The following is a 16763-nucleotide window of genomic DNA, read 5'->3' as shown; positions in this document are numbered from 1 at the left end:
TTCCCACTGTTCAAACGCGCGTGAAGAAGCGCCAGCTAGCGCGCGACGCGCCGCACCCAGCGAGCGGCCCAGCGTCCCGCTCGACGGTACACAGTGCCCGCGCCGGCGAGGACGTCATCGAGCCACCGCTGGTCGAGATCGTGCCGTACCTCGGTGCGCGACTGCAGCCAGCTGTCCGCCCGCGCGGGGAAACCGTCGCTCGTGTACACCCGGATCGCCCCGGCCGCACGCAGCCGCCCGAGCACTCGGCGGTCGTAAGCGCCGTAGGGCAGCGAGAAACGCCGCACCGGCGTCCCGCTCAGCTCGCCGAGCACCCGCGGCGCCTTCTCGAGTTCCCGCCGCGCGCGCCGGTCGTCGAGCCGCCGCCAGTCTTGGTGCTCCCAGCCGTGCGACCCGATGGTCATCCCCGCGCGCACGAGTTCGCGCACGCCGTCGGAATCCACGTAACCCCGCTCGCCGAGCTTGCCCGCGAGTGGGAAGAACTCGGCACGCAAGCCACGCTCCACCAGCCGCGGCAACGCGATCTCGACGTCGGAGGAGTTGCCGTCGTCGAAGCTCAGGTGCACGTCCGTCCGCCCGGCGACCGCGTCGAGCAGCTGCTCGAACTGCTCCTCGGTCACCCAGCGCTCGTCCTCCCCGGGGTCGAGCGCCCTGGCCGGGCGGCCTATCCCGTGCACGGCCAGATTGACCGCCACCGCCATCTCTCGCCTCGCTCAGATCTTTCGGTCGGGTTCGTGGATCTATCGAGCGATTAGCGCGAGAGTTACATCTTTTTACCGGCAGTTAGCCTTTGCGGATCTCCATCGTGCAGCATTTCGGCCCGCCACCGGCCTTGCGCAGCTCCGAAATGTCCACGAAGACGGGCTCGTAGCCCTGCTTTTCCAGGCGTGCGGCCAATCCGGTCGCCTCGACCGGCAGGACGACGTTGCGGCCATCGGAAACACCGTTGAGCCCGAAGCACTCCGCGTCGGCGGCGTCGGCCAGCACGGCGTCCGGGAAGAGCCGCTCCAGCACCCGGCGCGACCCCGGCGAGAACGCCTCCGGGTAGTACGCGATCTGCGCACGGGTGGTGTCGGTGGCTTCGGCGAGCACGAACAACGCGGTGTCGAGGTGGTAGTAGCGCGGGTCGACGAGGTTCAGCGAAACCACCGGTACGCCGAGGACCTCCTGTGCCTCGGCGTGCGCCGCGGGGTCTGTGCGGAAGCCGGTGCCCGCCAGCAGCAGGTTCCCTGTCCAGGCGAAGTCGCCCTCGGCCTCGTTGATCTTCTCCGGCATCGTGATGTCGCGGTAGCCGTGCTCGACGAACCAGCGGCGGAAGTGCTCGGCCTCCGCGGCCCGCTGCGGCGCGCGGAACCGCGAGCCGAGGACGCGGCCCGCGACGACCGTGCCGGAGTTGGCGGCGAAGACCATGTCCGGGAGGCCGGGTTCGGGGTCGATCTCTTCGACGGTGTGGCCGAGCCTGCGATACGTGTCGCGCAGCGCCGTCCACTGTTCGAGCGCGACCTCGGCGCTCGCCGGTTGGGTCGGGTCCATCCAGGGGTTGATCGCGTACTCCACCGCGAAGAACCGCGGCGGGCACATCAGGTATCGGCGCGTGGTGGGCACGCGCGGCTGCTCCAGCGGTCGGGATCCCTGCATGATTGCAGGGTAAGGGGCGCCTAATACCGCAATCAATCACTGTTCACTGCGCATCCGCATGCTAAACATTGCGCGTGAACACCATCGACCAGCGAATCGTTTCGTGCCTCGTGGCGAACGCGCGCTCCAGCTACGCCGAGATCGGCAAGGTCGTCGGCCTGTCCGCCCCGGCGGTGAAACGGCGGGTCGACCGGCTGCTGGAAACCGGTGTCCTGCGGGGTTTCACGGCCGTCGTCGACCCCGAGGCGCTCGGCTGGGGCACCGAGGCGTTCGTCGAGGTCACCTGCAACGGCAACATCACGCCCGCGCGGATCCGCGCCCGGCTCGAACCACTGCCCGAGGTCGTCGCCGCCTACACGGTGTCCGGCGCCGCCGACGCCATCGTGCATCTGCGCGCGAGCGACATCCACCATCTGGAGACGGCGCTGGAGCGGCTGCGCGGTCTGGAGATCGTCGACCGGACCGTCTCCACGGTCGTGTTGTCTCGCCTGTTGGAACGACCGCCCTCTCCCGAATCTTGAAACAGCACCGAAAAGGGCGGTGTGCGCCACATTCCGGGAACCCGCCGCGTGTTCCGTGTCACGCTCGGAGGATGAGCGACACCATCCGCAGCGAACACGACAAGGGCGTCGCGCTGCTGACCGTCGACGCCCCGGACACCCGCAACGCACTCACGCTCGACCTCTCCGCCGAACTGGCCGAAGCCGTCGCGAGAGCCGAAGCGGACACGGCCGTGCACGCCGTGGTCGTCACCGGCGCTCCCCCGGCGTTCTGCGCGGGCGCCGACCTGACCGCCCTGGGCACCGCGAACGAAGAAGGCCTCCGCGCGATCTACGACGGTTTCCTAGCCGTGGCCCGATGTCGGCTTCCGACGATCGCCGCGGTCGGCGGCGCGGCCGTCGGCGCGGGACTCAACCTCGCGCTCGCCGCGGACGTCCGCCTCGCCGGACCCCGCGCCAAGTTCGTCGCCCGGTTCCTGGAACTGGGGCTGCATCCCGGCGGCGGGATGACGTGGATGGTTCAGCGAGCCGTCAGCAGCCAGCAAGCGGCGGCGATGACACTGTTCGGCGAAGTACTCGACGCCGAAGCCGCCGTACGGGCCGGGCTCGCGCTCCGGGTCGTCGACGGCGATCACGACGCCTTGCTCACCGCCGCACTCGACCTCGCCGCTCCGGCCGTGGCCGCACCGCGCGACGTTGTCCTCGCGACGAAGGAGTCACTGCGGAACAGCCGCGGACTCACGGAGCACGCCGACGCGGTCAACGCCGAGATCAAGCCGCAGCTCGCTTCGCTGGCCTCACCGGCCTTCGCGGAACGGCTCGCGGCGATGAAGGCCCGTATCAGCGGGCGTTGAGAAGACCTCGACACCCGGCCACTACGGTCGGCGCCGAGACGTGGGTCACAGCGATCCGCGCGCTTAACCGTTACCATCAGTTACAGGTAAATAGGACGTCCGGCGAGCGACGCCGGAACAGCAGCCCGGAAGGCGTCCATCGAGCGGGCACCCGACGACCCTGAGGTCCGGTACGAGCTAACCTCGTGGAAGGCCCTGTGGCCGGAGCCGACACCACCGGGCGGGCGTCCACCCGAGGAGCCGACCCGGGCCACGCAGCATGTCGGGAGAGAGGGAATCCCTGACCCATGAGCACGAGTGCGAACGGCAACGGCGCCTCCGCGAGCCTGGCCGCTTCCAGGCCGACCGAGGTCAGCAAGCTGGACCGCGTGGTGATCCGGTTCGCCGGCGACTCCGGTGACGGTATGCAGCTGACCGGCGACCGCTTCACGTCGGAGGCCGCGGCGTTCGGCAACGACCTGTCGACGATGCCGAACTTCCCCGCCGAGATCCGGGCGCCCCAGGGCACCATCCCCGGCGTCTCCTCGTTCCAGGTGCACTTCGCCGACTACGACATCCTGACCCCCGGCGACCGTCCCGACGTCCTCGTCGCGATGAATCCCGCCGCGCTGAAGGCGAACCTCGGCGACGTCCCGTCGGGCGGGACGATCATCCTCAACACCGACGAGTTCTCGAAGCGGAACCTGGTCAAGGTCGGCTACGACAACGACCCGCTCGACGACGACACGCTGTCCTCGTTCCAGGTACACCGCGTCGCCATGTCGACACTGACGCAGGGTGCGCTCGCGGACACCGGGCTCGGCAAGAAGGACGCCGAGCGCTGCAAGAACATGTTCGCGCTCGGCCTGTTGTCGTGGATGTACCACCGGCCGACCGAGGGCACCGAGCGGTTCCTGCGCGAGAAGTTCGCGAAGAAGCCCGACATCGCCGAGGCCAACATCCTCGCCTTCCGCGCGGGCTGGAACTACGGCGAGACCACCGAATCCTTCGCGACGACGTTCGAGGTCGCCCCGGCGAAGCTGAACAAGGGCACCTACCGCCAGATCACCGGCAACACCGCGCTCGCGTACGGGATCGTCGCCGCCGGGCAGCAGTCCGGCCTGCAGATCCTGCTCGGCACGTACCCGATCACCCCGGCGTCGGACATCCTGCACGAACTGAGCAAGCACAAGAACTTCGGCATCATCACCTTCCAGGCCGAGGACGAGATCGCCGGGATCGGTGCCGCGCTCGGCGCTTCCTACGGCGGCGCGCTCGGCGTCACCTCGACCTCCGGTCCCGGTGTCGCGCTGAAGTCGGAGGCCGTCGGCCTCGGCGTGATGACCGAGCTGCCGCTGGTCGTCATCGACGTCCAGCGCGGCGGGCCGTCGACGGGACTGCCGACCAAGACCGAACAGGCCGACCTGCTGCAGGCGATGTTCGGCCGCAACGGCGAATCCCCGGTGCCGATCGTCGCGCCGCTCTCGCCTGCGGACTGCTTCGACGCCGCGCTCGAAGCCACCCGCATCGCGCTGAAGTACCGCACCCCGGTGCTGCTGCTCTCGGACGGCGCGATCGCCAACGGCAGCGAGCCGTGGCTCATCCCGGACGTCGCCGACCTGCCGGACCTGCGCGTCGAGTTCGCGTCGGAACCCAACTCCGACAACGAATCCGGCGAGTTCTGGCCGTACGTGCGCGATCCCGAGACGCTGGCCCGCGCGTGGGCGATCCCCGGCACCGCCGGGCTCCAGCACCGCATCGGCGGGCTGGAGAAGGCCGACCGCACCGGCCACATCTCCTACGACCCGGACAACCACGACAAGATGGTCCGCCTGCGCCAGGCGAAGATCGACGGCATCGACGTCCCGGACGTCGTCGTCGACGATCCCAGCGGTGGCAAGGCCCGCGTGCTCGCGCTCGGCTGGGGCTCCTCGTTCGGCCCGATCGGCGCGGCGTGCCGCCGGGTGCGCAAGCTCGGGATGCCGATCGCGCAGGCGCATCTGCGGCACCTGAACCCGTTGCCCGCCAACCTCGGCGACGTCCTGCGTTCCTACGACAAGGTCGTCGTCCCGGAAATGAACCTCGGCCAGCTCGCACTCCTGCTGCGGGCGAAGTACCTCGTCGACGTGCACTCGCACACCAAGGTCGCCGGGCTGCCGTTCAAGGCCGAGGAACTGCAGAACGTGTTCACCGAGATCATCACCAGCAGTGTTACGGAGGGGGTCAAGTGACCGCGATCGATCTGGGGCTGCCCACGCTCGGTGGTCTGGACCTCGTGCCCAGCACCGAGGACCCGCAGAAGGCGAAGGACTACAAGTCCGACCAGGAAGTCCGCTGGTGCCCCGGCTGCGGCGACTACGTCGTGCTCAACGCCGTCCAGTCGTTCCTGCCGACGCTCGGGCTCAAGCGCGAGAACATCGTCTTCATCTCCGGGATCGGCTGCTCCTCGCGTTTCCCGTACTACCTCAACACCTACGGCATGCACTCGATCCACGGCCGCGCGCCGTCGATCGCGACCGGCCTGGCCACCGCCCGCCCGGACCTGTCGGTATGGGTCGTCACCGGGGACGGCGACGCGCTGTCCATCGGCGGCAACCACCTGATCCACGCGTTGCGGCGCAACGTGAACATCAAGATCCTGCTGTTCAACAACCGGATCTACGGGCTCACCAAGGGCCAGTACTCGCCGACGTCCGGGCAGGGCATGGTCACCAAGTCCACCCCGATGGGCTCGGTCGACACCCCGTTCAACCCGCTCTCGCTGGCCATCGGCGCCGAGGCGTCGTTCGTCGGGCGCGCGCTGGACTCCGACCGCAAGGGCCTCACCGAGGTCCTCGAAGCCGCCGCGAAGCACCGCGGCTCGGCGCTGGTCGAGATCTACCAGAACTGCCCGATCTTCAACGACGGCGCGTTCGACGTCCTCAAGGACAAGGACGAGGCGGCGCAGCGGCTGATCCCGCTGCGGGCCGGTGAGCCGATCCGCTTCGGCCCGGAGAGCGAGTTCGGCGTCCAGCGCGGTGACTGGGGTGGTCTGGACATCGGCAAGGTCGCCGACATCGGCGAGGACAACCTCGTGGTGCACGACCCGTCGATCGCTGACACCTCGTACGCCTTCGCGCTGACGCGGCTGGGCGACCAGAACCTCACGCACGTTCCGACCGGCATCCTGCGCCAGGTCGAGCGCCCCACCTACGACGACGGCGCCCGCGCCCAGGTCGAGGAGGCCCGCGCCGCCCGCACGCCCGATCTGCAGGGCCTGTTGCGCGGCAAGGACACCTGGACGGTCGCGTAAGAGCTTCCGAGGTCCGTGAATGCCACATTGAGGGACTCTGATTCCCTCAATGTGGCATTCACGGACCTTTGCCGGAGCTACCTCAGGTGAGGGGGCGGAAGCCGACTCGTTCGGCGTCGCTGGGCGTCCGGAACCAGACCTCGGCCACCATGCGCGGGAACTGCGGCGAATCCTCGGTGCAGTACCGCAAAGCCGTCACGCTCGCCTTGACCGCGAAGCCCTCGGCGGGACGTCCACCGCCGGGACGCGGCATCGCCGAGCCGGGGCCGAACGGACCGGGCGGCACCGAATCCTCGGCCACTTCCCGCGCGGGCGGCGGCTCCGGCGGCTGCGCCATCGAGGCCGCGACCTGGTTCGGCTGCACGGACGGCTCGAAGAGCGATCCGCTGTGCCCGCCGGTGAGTTCCGGGTCGCGCCGTTCGACCGGCCGCATCGACGGCTGGATCGGCCGCGGCGGCTCGAACCCGCCACGCGGCGACTCCCTCGGCTGCCGCTTCGGCAGCACCTGGGTCGCCTCCGCGGGAGTCTCCTCCGGAACGTCCTCGAGCACGCCGTCCGAAGCCGTTTCCTCGCCGCCACCGAAGGCGTACGCGGGGGTGTCCGATGTGGACGGAGACTGCTCGGTAGCCGCGTGCTCGCCGAGGTATTCGGCGGAAGCGGGCTCCTCGAACGGGGACCGCTCCGGCAACGGTTCCTTGTCGAACCAGTCGGGCGCCAGTTCGGACTCGGTGCGGGAAGACGGCTGGAAAAGGGAAGCCGGTTCGCCACCCGGTTCGAGCCGCTCCTCCAGCATCGAGCGCTGCGGCGCGTCGGCGACGGGTTCGGACTGGAACAGCGAGCCGGTCTGAGCGGGCTGTTCTTCCGGCTCCGCCGGGGTTTCGGCCGCCCCGGACGCCCCGGATTCGAAGGACTCGACGGATTCGCCGGGCTCCGCGGGTTCGTACTCGGCCGGTTCGGCGTCCTCCAGCGGGGAGGTGAACAACGACCCCGCCGGCGGAGCGGGCTCCTCCGGCAACGGTGGCTCGACCGGGCGCAGGTACTCCGTCGCGTCCGACTGGTAACCACTCTCCGGCGGCACGCTGAGGTACTCGGTCGCGGCGGCGCGGTAGTCCGGCTCGGGATCGCTCACTCGCTCGATGGAGTGCGTGAACTCCTCCTCCGCAGTGGGAGCGGGCTCCGGCTCGGGCGCAGGCTCGGCGGCGTACGCGGCTTCGTGATCCTCCGCCGGGTACGCGGGTTCCGGCTGGAAGACCTGCGTCGCAGTAAGCGCTTCCTCGTCCGCCTCCGCCCGAGACTCCGGCTCGCGGTGAGAACCGAGCACACCTTCTTCGGCCGCGTGCTCGTACTCCGGAGCCGCGACCGGCTCCTGTTCCACGATCGTGTCCGGATAGCCCCGCGCGGGCGGCTCCTCGTCGGCACCCGGCCGCGCGAAGATCGCCGTTCCGGCCGCGGCGGCGCCCGCCGCCCCGGCCCCGGCGGCGAGAACGCCCGCGTTCGCCGGTATCCGCGCGGCATCGGCGCGGGCGTCGCTCAGCGCGCCTTCCAGCTCACGGACGCGCTTGCGGGCGGGCAGCACCAGCAGCAGCCAGGTCAGCAGCACGCCGATGAAGAACGCCAGCAGGCTCCACAGCCACACCTGTCCGAAAATGGACATCCATCTGCCCCTTAGTGCCCTTAGTGCGTGCGCTCGACCAGGTAGTCGGCGACCGACTCACACGCGTCCCGCGCAGGGGACGCGGGCAGCGCTGCGAGCTCGGCACGTGCTCGCTGAGCGTAGTCGGAAAGGGTCACCCGTGCGCGTTCAAGGCCACTGGACCGGCGGAGGAGTTCGAGTGCCTCGGCCACCAGGGCGTCGTCGGCGATCGGACCGGACAGCAGCTCGGCAAGGCGCGGGTCGATGGCGGGATCGGCCAGCGCGTAGAGCATCGGCAGCGTGCGGACGCCTTCGCGCAGGTCAGTGCCCTGCACCTTGCCCAGCTCGGCCGAAGGCGAGGCGATGTCGATGACGTCGTCGGAGATCTGGAACGCGGTCCCGATGATGTCGCCGAAGCGGCGCAGCGCCTCGATGTGCTCCTCGGCGGCGCCGGACATCATCCCGCCGAACCGGCCGGATGTCGCGATCAGCGAGCCGGTCTTCTGCGCGATGACCGTCAGGTAGTGCTCGACCGGGTCATCCCCTTCGCGGGGCCCGACGGTCTCGCGCATCTGACCGGTGACGAGCTCGCCGAAGGTCTCCGCGATGATCCGCGCTGCGTCGGTCCCGAGATCCGCAACGAGCCGCGAAGCGTGCGCGAAGAGGAAGTCGCCGGTCAGGATGGCGACGGTGTTGTCCCACCGCGCGTTGACGCTCTCCGCGCCCCGCCGCATGGTCGCCTCGTCCATGACGTCGTCGTGGTACAGCGTCGCGAGGTGCACCAGCTCCACCGCGGCGGCCGCGATGACGACGTGCTCGTCCTGCTTCGGCCCGAACTGGGCGGAGAGCAGCGTGAACAGCGGACGGAAACGTTTGCCCCCCGCCTCCACCAGGTGCGACGCCGCGTCGTTGACGGCCTGGACGTCGCTGCGCACGACGTCGCGAAGCAGCTTCTCGACCTCCGCCAGGCCGCCCGCGATCGAGCGAAGCAGGGTCTCGTCGGCGATCTGGAGCCCAACGGTCGCGCGCAGGTCCGCGAGGGCGTCACCGGGCACAGCGGGGCTGGATCCCGCCCCGGGGGCTGGTGAAGACACAGACACGTCGGCTCCGCTCTCTCATGCACCAGTCGAGTCGGCCTCCAGCGTAGTAGTACGCCCGGTGCCGCCGTTTACCCGCTGTCCTGCGGAAACGGTGACGAACATGACACCGGCGGAGCGGTGTCGTGTTCAGCGGCCGCGACGGTTGATCTTGATGTCGTCCATGCAGGTCGCGGTGGATCCGAGGTCCCGATACGGGTAGCGCTGTTCCTCGAGTAGTTCCATCGCCCTCAGCTCGGCTTGGTCGCGCGCCTCGCGTTCGGCGTTCTCCCCCGGCTCGACGTGCACGACGATCCGGAAGCCGAAGCTCGCGAGATGGTGGTTGTAGGACAGCGAACCCTCTTCGGTGAAGGCCATTTCGGGCTGGTCGGCGGCGAGCAGCCGGGCTCGGGTCGGCTCGTCGGGCCGGTCGAACTTGCCCCGGACGAGCACGCGGTAGGTCGGCATGATCGTCAAGATACATACCTGTATCCGGATACACGACTGGATTTGCGATCGGGTGGTCGTCCCGCACGAACGAGTGACACATCGGCCGTGAATGCAACAGCCGGAACAACCTGACGGATATTCACCTCGTACAAGCAAGGCGAGCGAGGAGGACACGAAATGCGCAGCACGATGGCGAAACGAGCCGGCGCACTGACCGCGTTGCTGGTGGCAGGGCTGACCGCCGGCGTCCTCCCCGCCCACGCCACGACTCCGGCGGGCGTCGCCTCGCTTGGCGCGGCCGACTTCACCAAGTCCGGTACCACGAGCACGATCCCGACGCTGGCGCCCTGCGCCGTCGAAGGCCCGACGAGCGCGCAATCCGGCCTGGTGACCAAGCCCGGCGTCAGCTTCGGCGGCGGCACCTCGTCGTGCACGACCACCGTGACCGACCCCGCCAACGACATCACGACCACGACGTCGAAGGCCACCGGAACGAACTTCGAACTGTCCGCGCTGGTGAGCCTCGGCGGCCCGCGCGTCCGGATCCGCAACTACGAGGTCACCTGCACCGCCACCCAGACGCAAACGAACGCGAACTGGACGTTCGGCGGTCTCAGCGGCATAACCGGCCTGCCCTCACCCATGCCCGCCAACTACACGAAGCCGCTGACGAAGTCCGGCGGAACCGTGCTGGCGAACGCGGTGTTCAACGTCCAGAACCTGCCCGGCGACGGCAGCATGTCCCTGACCATGCTGCGCATCGACTTCACGCCGGACTCGGGCATCACCGGCAGCGTCACCGTCGGCTCCACGGCCTGCTCCCCGACGCCGTGATCACCAGCCGAGGAAGTGCCGGTCGATCACGGATTCCATGACACGCAGCGCGCGCACCCAGTCCTCTTTGGACAGCTTTGGGTGCGCGTCGCTGTGTATCCCGCGTTCATCCTTCGCACTCAGCCGGAACCGGACGTGCCCGCGTTCGTCGAGGTCGCCCGTAGGCGAGGCGTAGATGTCGAATTCGTCCTCGCCGAGGGTCTGATACATGACCGCGGGCTTGTCGACCACGGTTATCTTCTTTTTGTCCTTCCACAGCGTGGTGTCCGATCCGAAAATGCCCGCGTTGTCGCCCCTCGCCGTGAATCCGGCTTCGATCTGGAGCCGGTGCTGTGATTCGACGAAATAACACGCATTCGGCGTTGCGACCGGACGGAAACCGGCACCGTAGACCTGGGTAACCGCTGCGGCGAACGTCGCACACAGCACGTTCGGATTGTGCTCACCAGCGACCAGCAGTTCCCGGTGATCCTCCGGAACCGGCACCGGTACGGCCGGATCGCAGATTTCGCCGCCCAGCAGGTCCGCGCATGCCCCTAGCGCCCCGGTGTCCTGCCCGTCCGGCGGATAGACGAGGTTCCTGGGCAGCTTCGCCGCCGCCCCCGCCGCGAAATCCTTGACCATTTCACAGGCATGCGGCCCCTCGGCTCTGCCGACGTACGGATCGATCCGGATCGCGCGACGGAAACTGACCGGAATGCGATACACGCAGTCGACGGTCTCTCCGCCGCGTCGGCTCTCCAGCTGATAACCCTTGACCCCGCCCAGGTCGACGACCGTGCTGAACCGCCGTTCGGTGTCGCCGGTCGATTCCTCGTCGGTCACCGTGAGCAGCGGCGCGTCATCGCGCGTCAACCGACACTCGCGCCGGTCGTCACGCGTCCAGGGCACGAGGTTGACCGGGGTGTCGTTCGCCTTGCGCTTCGCGTAGACGCCGAGGTCGATCAATGCGCAAAGGTCCAGTTTGTCCACCTCCGCCAGCGCGGCCCGGTCACGATCGGCGGGCCGCGGCTGCCGAGGCGCCCATTCCGCCGATGGCGACGCCGATTCAGAGGCGGGTCCCGGCGCGGTTTCGGTCGCGCAACCGGAAAGGGCGAGCGGGAGGACCAGAGCTGCGACGAGCGCCACTTTACGCGTAATCATCACGCTGAGTGTGCATACGGATCTGCATCTTCACCAGGAAAAATGCACTTCTCGTCGAGACATTCACCCGAATGGCAATTACTTTTAGTCACGATGTTCACGAGCGCTATTCAGCCCGGTACGGATCTTCTTGCGGACCGGACGACGCGGTGAAGGAACTCAGGTAAGCTCCGGTGCGTCGGACTACGCAGGGTGCCGGGGAGAAAGCACCCTGCTGCTACGGGGAGAGCACAGTGATGACGACGGCTTCGGGGCGCCCTCGCCCTTGCACACCGGAACCATTCGGGGTGACGGGGGTGAAACGCCATGGCTGAGCAGCCGCCGACCTACGATCCGAACGGCAACATCCGCTGGTTCGAGCCCGAGGCGCCGCCGCCTGGCGGCAGCTACGGTGGCAAGCCCGCCAACTCCTGGGTCACCGACCTCACCGGCGACACCCCCGGCTTCCAGTACGACGAAGCCACCCTCCACTCCCTGGTCGCGGACTGGAAGGGCCTAGCCGACGAGTTCCAGGAAGACGCGTCGACCGCCAGGCGCCTGGGCGACGTGGTGGGCCCAGGCAAGGAGTACGCCAGCGCTGGACACGCGGACCGAATCCATACTTCCGGCGAAGCCCTGGCCGTGACCTTCGAACAACGCCAGAAGTACTGCCGCGACATGGCCGACAAGTACATCGCCGCTTTGGGCAAGTACGCCACGGCTGAGGAAACCGGCAAGAGTGATGTCCGGCAGGCCGGAGGAGGCATTCTGTGAGGTCAGCAGTCCACCGGATCGCTCCGGTGCTCGGAGTAGTCGCACTGGCGCTCACCGCCTGCTCCACCGACACACCAGGCAATGCCCAACCTTCACCCGGCACGAGTAGCTCACGCAGCCAAACAGCACCACCGCCCGGATCTGCCGACCAAGTCCCCGGGCCAGGTGTACCCAAGGTCAACAGCCCGATCGACACTACTTCGTACCATCAAACCCCCTGCACAACCCTTACAGAAGCACAGGTCTCCGAGCTTCTTGGCGCGGACGCACGTTCTAAATCCGACCTCAATGACCCTGCCGGTCCAACATGCACTTGGCGGCCACCGGGAAATTCGAACACACTAGTCCAGGTATCCTTCTTCACCGCCGATGCGACGGGATTAAGCAGGATCTACCGCCAGCGTGGAAACGACTACAAATTCTTCATGGAACTTCCTCCTATAGCAGGATTCCCCGCCGTCGCCTACGACGTGAGCGACCGGCGCAACACCAAAGGCGAGTGCATTGTCGCGATCGGCACCAGTGACACTTCGAGGCTCGATAGCGTGATCACACTTTCCGACAAAAACATTGGAAAAAAGGATCCGTGTGAGATTGCCCAGAAGGTCGCTGGCGAAGCGTTAGCCAACGTCAAGGGAGGGCGCTGATGGTTGCCGAGGGGCCTTTGACAGCCGCCGAGATCTACGATCAGATCACCAATGGGCCAGGAACAGGGAAGCTGTCTGAAGCCCAAGGGATAATCGATTACTTGGGCAAGAAGCTGAATGACCGGTCCAACCGGGTTATCCTGTTGCGCGAGAAGACTCTTTCCGGGTGGCAGGGTGGGGCTGCTCAAGCGGCGGCTGATTCGACGGAGCCGTTGGCGATGGCGTCGGCTGACGACAGTGTGCATCTCTCCAACGCCGATCAGGCGGTTGGGGATCAGATGACCGCGTTCAGTTCGGCGAGGAACAGTGTGAAGAAGGTGCCGGCGCAGCAGCCGGAGTTCACCGCCGAAGACCTCGTCAGCGCGCTCAACGGCAACAGCGGTGGTTACCGCGACAAGGTTTCACAGTGGCAGGCAGACAGTCAGCACAATATCGATACCTTCAGTGCTTACCATTCGTCCAGCGGCGACAACAACGCGCGGATTCCGACGCAATATTCCGAGCTGCGGGATCCCGGGGCGCCGGTCAGCATGGCTCCGCCGGGCGGAACCGGCGACACGGGCGGGCAGGACGGTAAGCAGGTTCGCGGGTTCGGCACGGATACCCGTACCGGGACCGGGACGGACACGGGAACAACGGGGCGCAGCACGCAGCAGCCGGGCACCAACACGGGCAACACCGGGCAGACGACCGGCGGCGATCAGCGCGGGCAGACGGGGCAGCAGCCCAACAGGCCGGGCGGGTGGCAGCAGCCGCCGGGACACACATCGTCCATTCCGGACGGTACGCGCGCGAATTCCTATGTGCCGAAGCCGATTGTGCCGCCCGCGGCGTCGAACAATTACCAGTTCGGGCCGACCGGGCAGCCGGTGAATCCGTACACCTCGACGGGTGGCGGCGGCGAGTTCGGGCCGTATGGATCCGGCAATGTGCCGGGCGGTGGCGGGCCGGGCGGTAGCGGCAGCGGCGGTTATCGCAGTGGCAGCGGGACCGGTGGTGGCGCGAACGAGCCGGGCCGGGGTGCGGGACGTGGCTCCGGGGCGGGAATGCCGGGTGAGCGGGTGCCGGGAGGCGGTCGGGCCGGGATGCCGGGTGGGCCTGCCGGGGCCGCGGGTGCCAAGGGCGCGAACGGGATGCCGATGGGCGCGGGTGCTGGCGGCAAGGGCAAGAAGAAGGAGGAGGACAAAGAGCACAAGGCCCCGTCCTACCTGCTCAACCCCGACCCCGACGAGACGTTCGGCGGCACCGAGGTCAAACCCATGCCGCCGGTCATCGGCGAACAGCGCAAGTAGCACCGCGGCCAAGGGGAGGGTGACGTAGTGCTCACGCGCGCAGTGGAGCTCACGCTGAATACCGTGTTGACCGCGATGCGTCACGCCGGGTGCGGCGATCCGCATCCGGTCTTCGCGGGCGGGCTGCGGTACATCCCGCCGTCCGCGGAGGGACAGGTCAGCCGCGAGGCCCTGAACGAGCTCGCGCAGTTCGGGTTCACCAGGGGTGATCGGCTGACCGGCGAGTTCGAGGACGTCCTGCACACGCTGGATCGGCCCGAGTCGGAGTACTTCGCGTACGCCCGCGACATGAACGAGCAGTTCGGAGTGCTCGTCGCCGTCGCGGGCGGGGTCGCGGTCACCGCGTTGTGCTCGGGCGAGCGCGTGTGGCTCAAGGAGGTCCCGGACCGCCAGCAGCCGCCGGAGGTGCTGGTCGCCAATCTGCCGGAGTACGCGCCCGCGAGCTTTCCGACGTTCTCGTTGCCGCAGGACGAGTTCCGCACCGACGGCGGCGACGGCCGCTACGAACGTTCCGAGGATCGCACCCGCGCGGCCCGCATGCTCGACGACGTGTTCAACCAGCCCTACTACGGGCTCGGCCAGTTCACGGTGGCGAAGCGGCCTCGCGGCGGACAGCGCGAAGTAGCCCGAGACGAGCTGAGTTACCTCGACATCGACTCGGGCCGTGTCGCCATGGAGTTGTCCGGGGCGCCCGGCAACCGGTACATCACCGTGCTGCCGGGCGAACCCGGACTACTGGCCCAGAAGATCGCCTCGCTGCGCGCCAGCCTCGACAACTAGTGCGGTGAAGGCGGCCCGGCCGAGGACGAGCGCGCCTCCGGCCGGGTCCTTGGAGTCCCGGACGGCCGCTTCCGCCGTACCGAACGCGACCTCGACGCAGTTCGTCTCGGTGCCGCTGTAGCTGGATTTGCGCCAGATCGCCGACGTGAGGTCCATGTGTGCAGTCTACTCACTCGTAGGTTGCAAGGAGGTGCTCGATCATTTGCACCGACTGCATAGGATCCAGTGCCGCCGCATTCAGGCTGGCAGTGGCCTGAATGTAGGGCTCCACGTCGGCGGGCTGGTCGAAGAACAACAGGGAACGTCGTTGTTCCAGATGCACCACCGGGCGGCCATCACCGAACTCCAGCAGCAAATAAGCACCATTGACCGTGGCGTGTCCGCCGACGTCAAAAGGGATGAGCCGCAGTTCAACGGATGGGCGTTGAGCCATAGCGAGCAAATGCCGTAGCTGATCAGCCATGACCCTGGCACCCCCGACTCGGCGGTGCAGCACAGCCTCATCCATGAACGCGACGAACTCTGGCGGTTTCCTGGTCTCCAGCACCTTCTGCCGTTCCCTTCGCAGGTCAACCCGAGGCTGGATATCTGCGGGAGCCACACCAGCGGAGTTCATGAGAGAGCGGACATAGGACGGCGTCTGCAACAAACCCGGAATCAACGTCACCTCCGCGTCGACGAGCCTGGTGGCGTCGAGTTCGAGTTTGGCCAGTGTCTTGGCTTGCTCGGGAACCTCTGCGTACGCGGTCTCGAGCCACGTAGGCCTGTCGATGTCGCGAGCCAGCTCCATGAGCCGTTCCTTCTTCTCGCCTGTCACGCCGTACACGGCGAGAAGCGCCGACACCTCTTCGGCCGATGCATTGCGTAAACCGGTCTCGATACGACTCAGCGTGGATTGCGACCACCCCAGTTTCTCGGCCACCTCGATCATCGCGAGCTTGCAGGCCTTACGCGTATTTCGTAACCCCTCTGCAAGTCCACGTGCCTGCGGTTTCGGTTTGGGTCTGGGCATGGGGACCTCCTTTCAGGTGAAACACCTTGGCACGGCGACAGAGGCAGGCCATAGAGTTGCGGCAACAAGCACACCATTAGGGGAAGCAATGCGCTACGGCTACTTCGCTTACGAACAACGCAAGATCTCGATCAACAAGGTGGATTACGGATTCATCGGCTTCGCCGAAATGAACTCCGCGGTACGAAAACACGAGACGTCGGTACGGGAACTGCGGGAGTGGGGATTCGCGCTGCTGCGCACCGGGCGGTACGAGTCCGGGTACTTCAACTTCTGCTACGGCGAGATCGACGACTACGACGAGCCCGGTGACGTCCTCGCCACGGTCGACGTCGCGTGGGATGGCAGCCGGGAGCTGATGCCCTCCGAATCCTGATGTCCGGAGGTAGGGTCGGGGGATGGACGCCGAGAACGGGCCGGCACCGCCCCATCCGAGCGCCGAACCGCTGCGTCGTGCGGTGGCCGCGGCGATGGATGCCGCGGACTCCCATCACGACATCGGCCGGCGCCTCGAAAAGCTGGAGCAGGACGGTTTCGACCTGACAGAGCTGCGAGAGCAGACCCAGCGGGCAGAACGGTTCCTGCGGCAGGTCGCGGCCGTCAGCGCCGCACAGGCACTCGAATTCGACGGCTACATGGCCGCGGGTGGCCCCGCCAACCCGCAGGCACACGCCGAGTACTTGGCGGCCACCCAGCGCGCCACCGCCCTGCTCCCCCAGGACGACCTCACCTGGGCCCCGCCGCCCATCCCCGACCTCCACCCCGAGGACGACTAACCCGCCCGCTCTCAGGGTGGCCCAAACGCCCCAATGTGGCGTTCGGTGCGTTGGACGCAACCAACGCCACATTGGGGCGCATGACCACCGCACACCCCGAACGC

At 67.7% G+C, this 16763-nt stretch carries 19 protein-coding genes; 11 read left to right on the top strand and 8 right to left on the bottom strand.

Annotated features, from left to right (window positions below):
* Window positions 1-35: 35 nt before the first annotated feature.
* Entirely contained in the window at window positions 36-701 is a 666-nt protein-coding gene (locus ACFWY9_RS23100) for a polysaccharide deacetylase family protein (RefSeq protein WP_378323552.1), read from the bottom strand.
* Window positions 702-783: 82 nt separating this feature from the next.
* On the bottom strand, window positions 784-1638 hold the full coding sequence (gene ddaH / locus ACFWY9_RS23095; RefSeq protein ID WP_378339893.1) for a dimethylargininase: 855 nt from the start codon (window positions 1636-1638) through the stop codon (window positions 784-786).
* 74 nt (window positions 1639-1712) lie between these two features.
* Here ddaH and ACFWY9_RS23090 point away from each other — a divergent pair, with 74 nt between their 5' ends.
* The 4 genes from ACFWY9_RS23090 to ACFWY9_RS23075 all read left to right on the top strand — a co-directional run bounded on the left by ACFWY9_RS23090 (window position 1713) and on the right by ACFWY9_RS23075 (window position 6263).
* Window positions 1713-2159, top strand: a complete 447-nt coding sequence (locus ACFWY9_RS23090) for an Lrp/AsnC family transcriptional regulator (protein ID WP_378323555.1) — start codon at window positions 1713-1715, stop codon at window positions 2157-2159.
* Between the two features lie 71 nt (window positions 2160-2230).
* Entirely contained in the window at window positions 2231-2992 is a 762-nt protein-coding gene (locus ACFWY9_RS23085) for an enoyl-CoA hydratase (protein WP_378339892.1), read from the top strand.
* 287 nt (window positions 2993-3279) lie between these two features.
* Window positions 3280-5202 carry a 2-oxoacid:acceptor oxidoreductase subunit alpha gene (locus ACFWY9_RS23080; RefSeq protein ID WP_378323557.1) on the top strand — a complete coding sequence of 641 codons (1923 nt, stop codon included), beginning with the start codon at window positions 3280-3282 and terminating at the stop codon, window positions 5200-5202.
* Window positions 5199-6263, top strand: a complete 1065-nt coding sequence (locus ACFWY9_RS23075) for a 2-oxoacid:ferredoxin oxidoreductase subunit beta (protein WP_378339891.1) — start codon at window positions 5199-5201, stop codon at window positions 6261-6263. Before ACFWY9_RS23080 ends, ACFWY9_RS23075 begins: the two co-directional genes overlap by 4 nt.
* Window positions 6264-6345: 82 nt before the next feature.
* On the opposite strand, the gene ACFWY9_RS23070 is transcribed toward ACFWY9_RS23075, so the two are convergent.
* The 3 genes from ACFWY9_RS23070 to ACFWY9_RS23060 form a co-directional block, all read right to left on the bottom strand.
* Entirely contained in the window at window positions 6346-7917 is a 1572-nt protein-coding gene (locus ACFWY9_RS23070) for a hypothetical protein (protein ID WP_378339890.1), read from the bottom strand.
* Window positions 7918-7937: 20 nt separating this feature from the next.
* Window positions 7938-8990, bottom strand: a complete 1053-nt coding sequence (locus tag ACFWY9_RS23065; RefSeq protein ID WP_378323560.1) for a polyprenyl synthetase family protein — start codon at window positions 8988-8990, stop codon at window positions 7938-7940.
* A 132-nt stretch (window positions 8991-9122) separates the two neighbouring features.
* On the bottom strand, window positions 9123-9440 hold the full coding sequence (locus ACFWY9_RS23060) for a DUF6204 family protein (protein WP_378339889.1): 318 nt from the start codon (window positions 9438-9440) through the stop codon (window positions 9123-9125).
* Window positions 9441-9599: 159 nt separating this feature from the next.
* Here ACFWY9_RS23060 and ACFWY9_RS23055 point away from each other — a divergent pair, with 159 nt between their 5' ends.
* The gene (locus ACFWY9_RS23055) at window positions 9600-10256 is read left to right on the top strand and encodes a hypothetical protein (RefSeq protein WP_378339888.1); all 657 of its coding nucleotides are present in this window, start codon (window positions 9600-9602) and stop codon (window positions 10254-10256) included.
* Here ACFWY9_RS23055 and ACFWY9_RS23050 read toward each other — a convergent pair whose 3' ends face one another.
* Window positions 10257-11402: a hypothetical protein gene (locus tag ACFWY9_RS23050; RefSeq protein WP_378339887.1), complete on the bottom strand. Its 1146-nt coding sequence runs from the start codon at window positions 11400-11402 to the stop codon at window positions 10257-10259.
* 303 nt (window positions 11403-11705) lie between these two features.
* On the opposite strand from ACFWY9_RS23050, the gene ACFWY9_RS23045 reads away from it, so the two are divergent.
* The 4 genes from ACFWY9_RS23045 to ACFWY9_RS23030 all read left to right on the top strand — a co-directional run bounded on the left by ACFWY9_RS23045 (window position 11706) and on the right by ACFWY9_RS23030 (window position 14871).
* Window positions 11706-12152, top strand: a complete 447-nt coding sequence (locus tag ACFWY9_RS23045; RefSeq protein ID WP_378339886.1) for a hypothetical protein — start codon at window positions 11706-11708, stop codon at window positions 12150-12152.
* Window positions 12149-12799, top strand: coding sequence for a DUF3558 domain-containing protein (locus tag ACFWY9_RS23040; protein ID WP_378339885.1), 651 nt, complete (start codon window positions 12149-12151; stop codon window positions 12797-12799). Before ACFWY9_RS23045 ends, ACFWY9_RS23040 begins: the two co-directional genes overlap by 4 nt.
* A complete protein-coding gene (locus ACFWY9_RS23035; protein WP_378339884.1) occupies window positions 12799-14091 on the top strand; it encodes a hypothetical protein in 1293 nt (430 codons plus the stop codon). The genes ACFWY9_RS23040 and ACFWY9_RS23035 overlap by 1 nt, the downstream gene beginning before the upstream one ends.
* A gap of 63 nt (window positions 14092-14154) precedes the next feature.
* Window positions 14155-14871 carry an ESX secretion-associated protein EspG gene (locus tag ACFWY9_RS23030; RefSeq protein ID WP_378339883.1) on the top strand — a complete coding sequence of 239 codons (717 nt, stop codon included), beginning with the start codon at window positions 14155-14157 and terminating at the stop codon, window positions 14869-14871.
* On the opposite strand, the gene ACFWY9_RS23025 is transcribed toward ACFWY9_RS23030, so the two are convergent.
* Both ACFWY9_RS23025 and ACFWY9_RS23020 read right to left on the bottom strand, forming a co-directional pair.
* A complete protein-coding gene (locus ACFWY9_RS23025; protein ID WP_378339882.1) occupies window positions 14824-15027 on the bottom strand; it encodes a DUF397 domain-containing protein in 204 nt (67 codons plus the stop codon). The genes ACFWY9_RS23030 and ACFWY9_RS23025 overlap by 48 nt on opposite strands.
* Before the next feature lie 13 nt (window positions 15028-15040).
* Window positions 15041-15883, bottom strand: coding sequence for a helix-turn-helix domain-containing protein (locus ACFWY9_RS23020; protein ID WP_378323578.1), 843 nt, complete (start codon window positions 15881-15883; stop codon window positions 15041-15043).
* Between the two features lie 88 nt (window positions 15884-15971).
* Between ACFWY9_RS23020 and ACFWY9_RS23015 the strand changes: the two genes are divergently transcribed.
* Window positions 15972-16259 carry a hypothetical protein gene (locus ACFWY9_RS23015; protein WP_378323579.1) on the top strand — a complete coding sequence of 96 codons (288 nt, stop codon included), beginning with the start codon at window positions 15972-15974 and terminating at the stop codon, window positions 16257-16259.
* A gap of 22 nt (window positions 16260-16281) precedes the next feature.
* Window positions 16282-16659 carry a hypothetical protein gene (locus tag ACFWY9_RS23010; protein WP_378339881.1) on the top strand — a complete coding sequence of 126 codons (378 nt, stop codon included), beginning with the start codon at window positions 16282-16284 and terminating at the stop codon, window positions 16657-16659.
* The last annotated feature ends 104 nt before the right edge of the window (window positions 16660-16763 follow it).

Origin of the sequence: Amycolatopsis sp. NPDC059027, from assembly GCF_042739735.1 — a bacterium.
GTDB lineage: Bacteria > Actinomycetota > Actinomycetes > Mycobacteriales > Pseudonocardiaceae > Amycolatopsis.
Note: the sequence above shows the minus strand (reverse complement) of the source record. Positions and strands in the feature narration are given on the sequence as shown.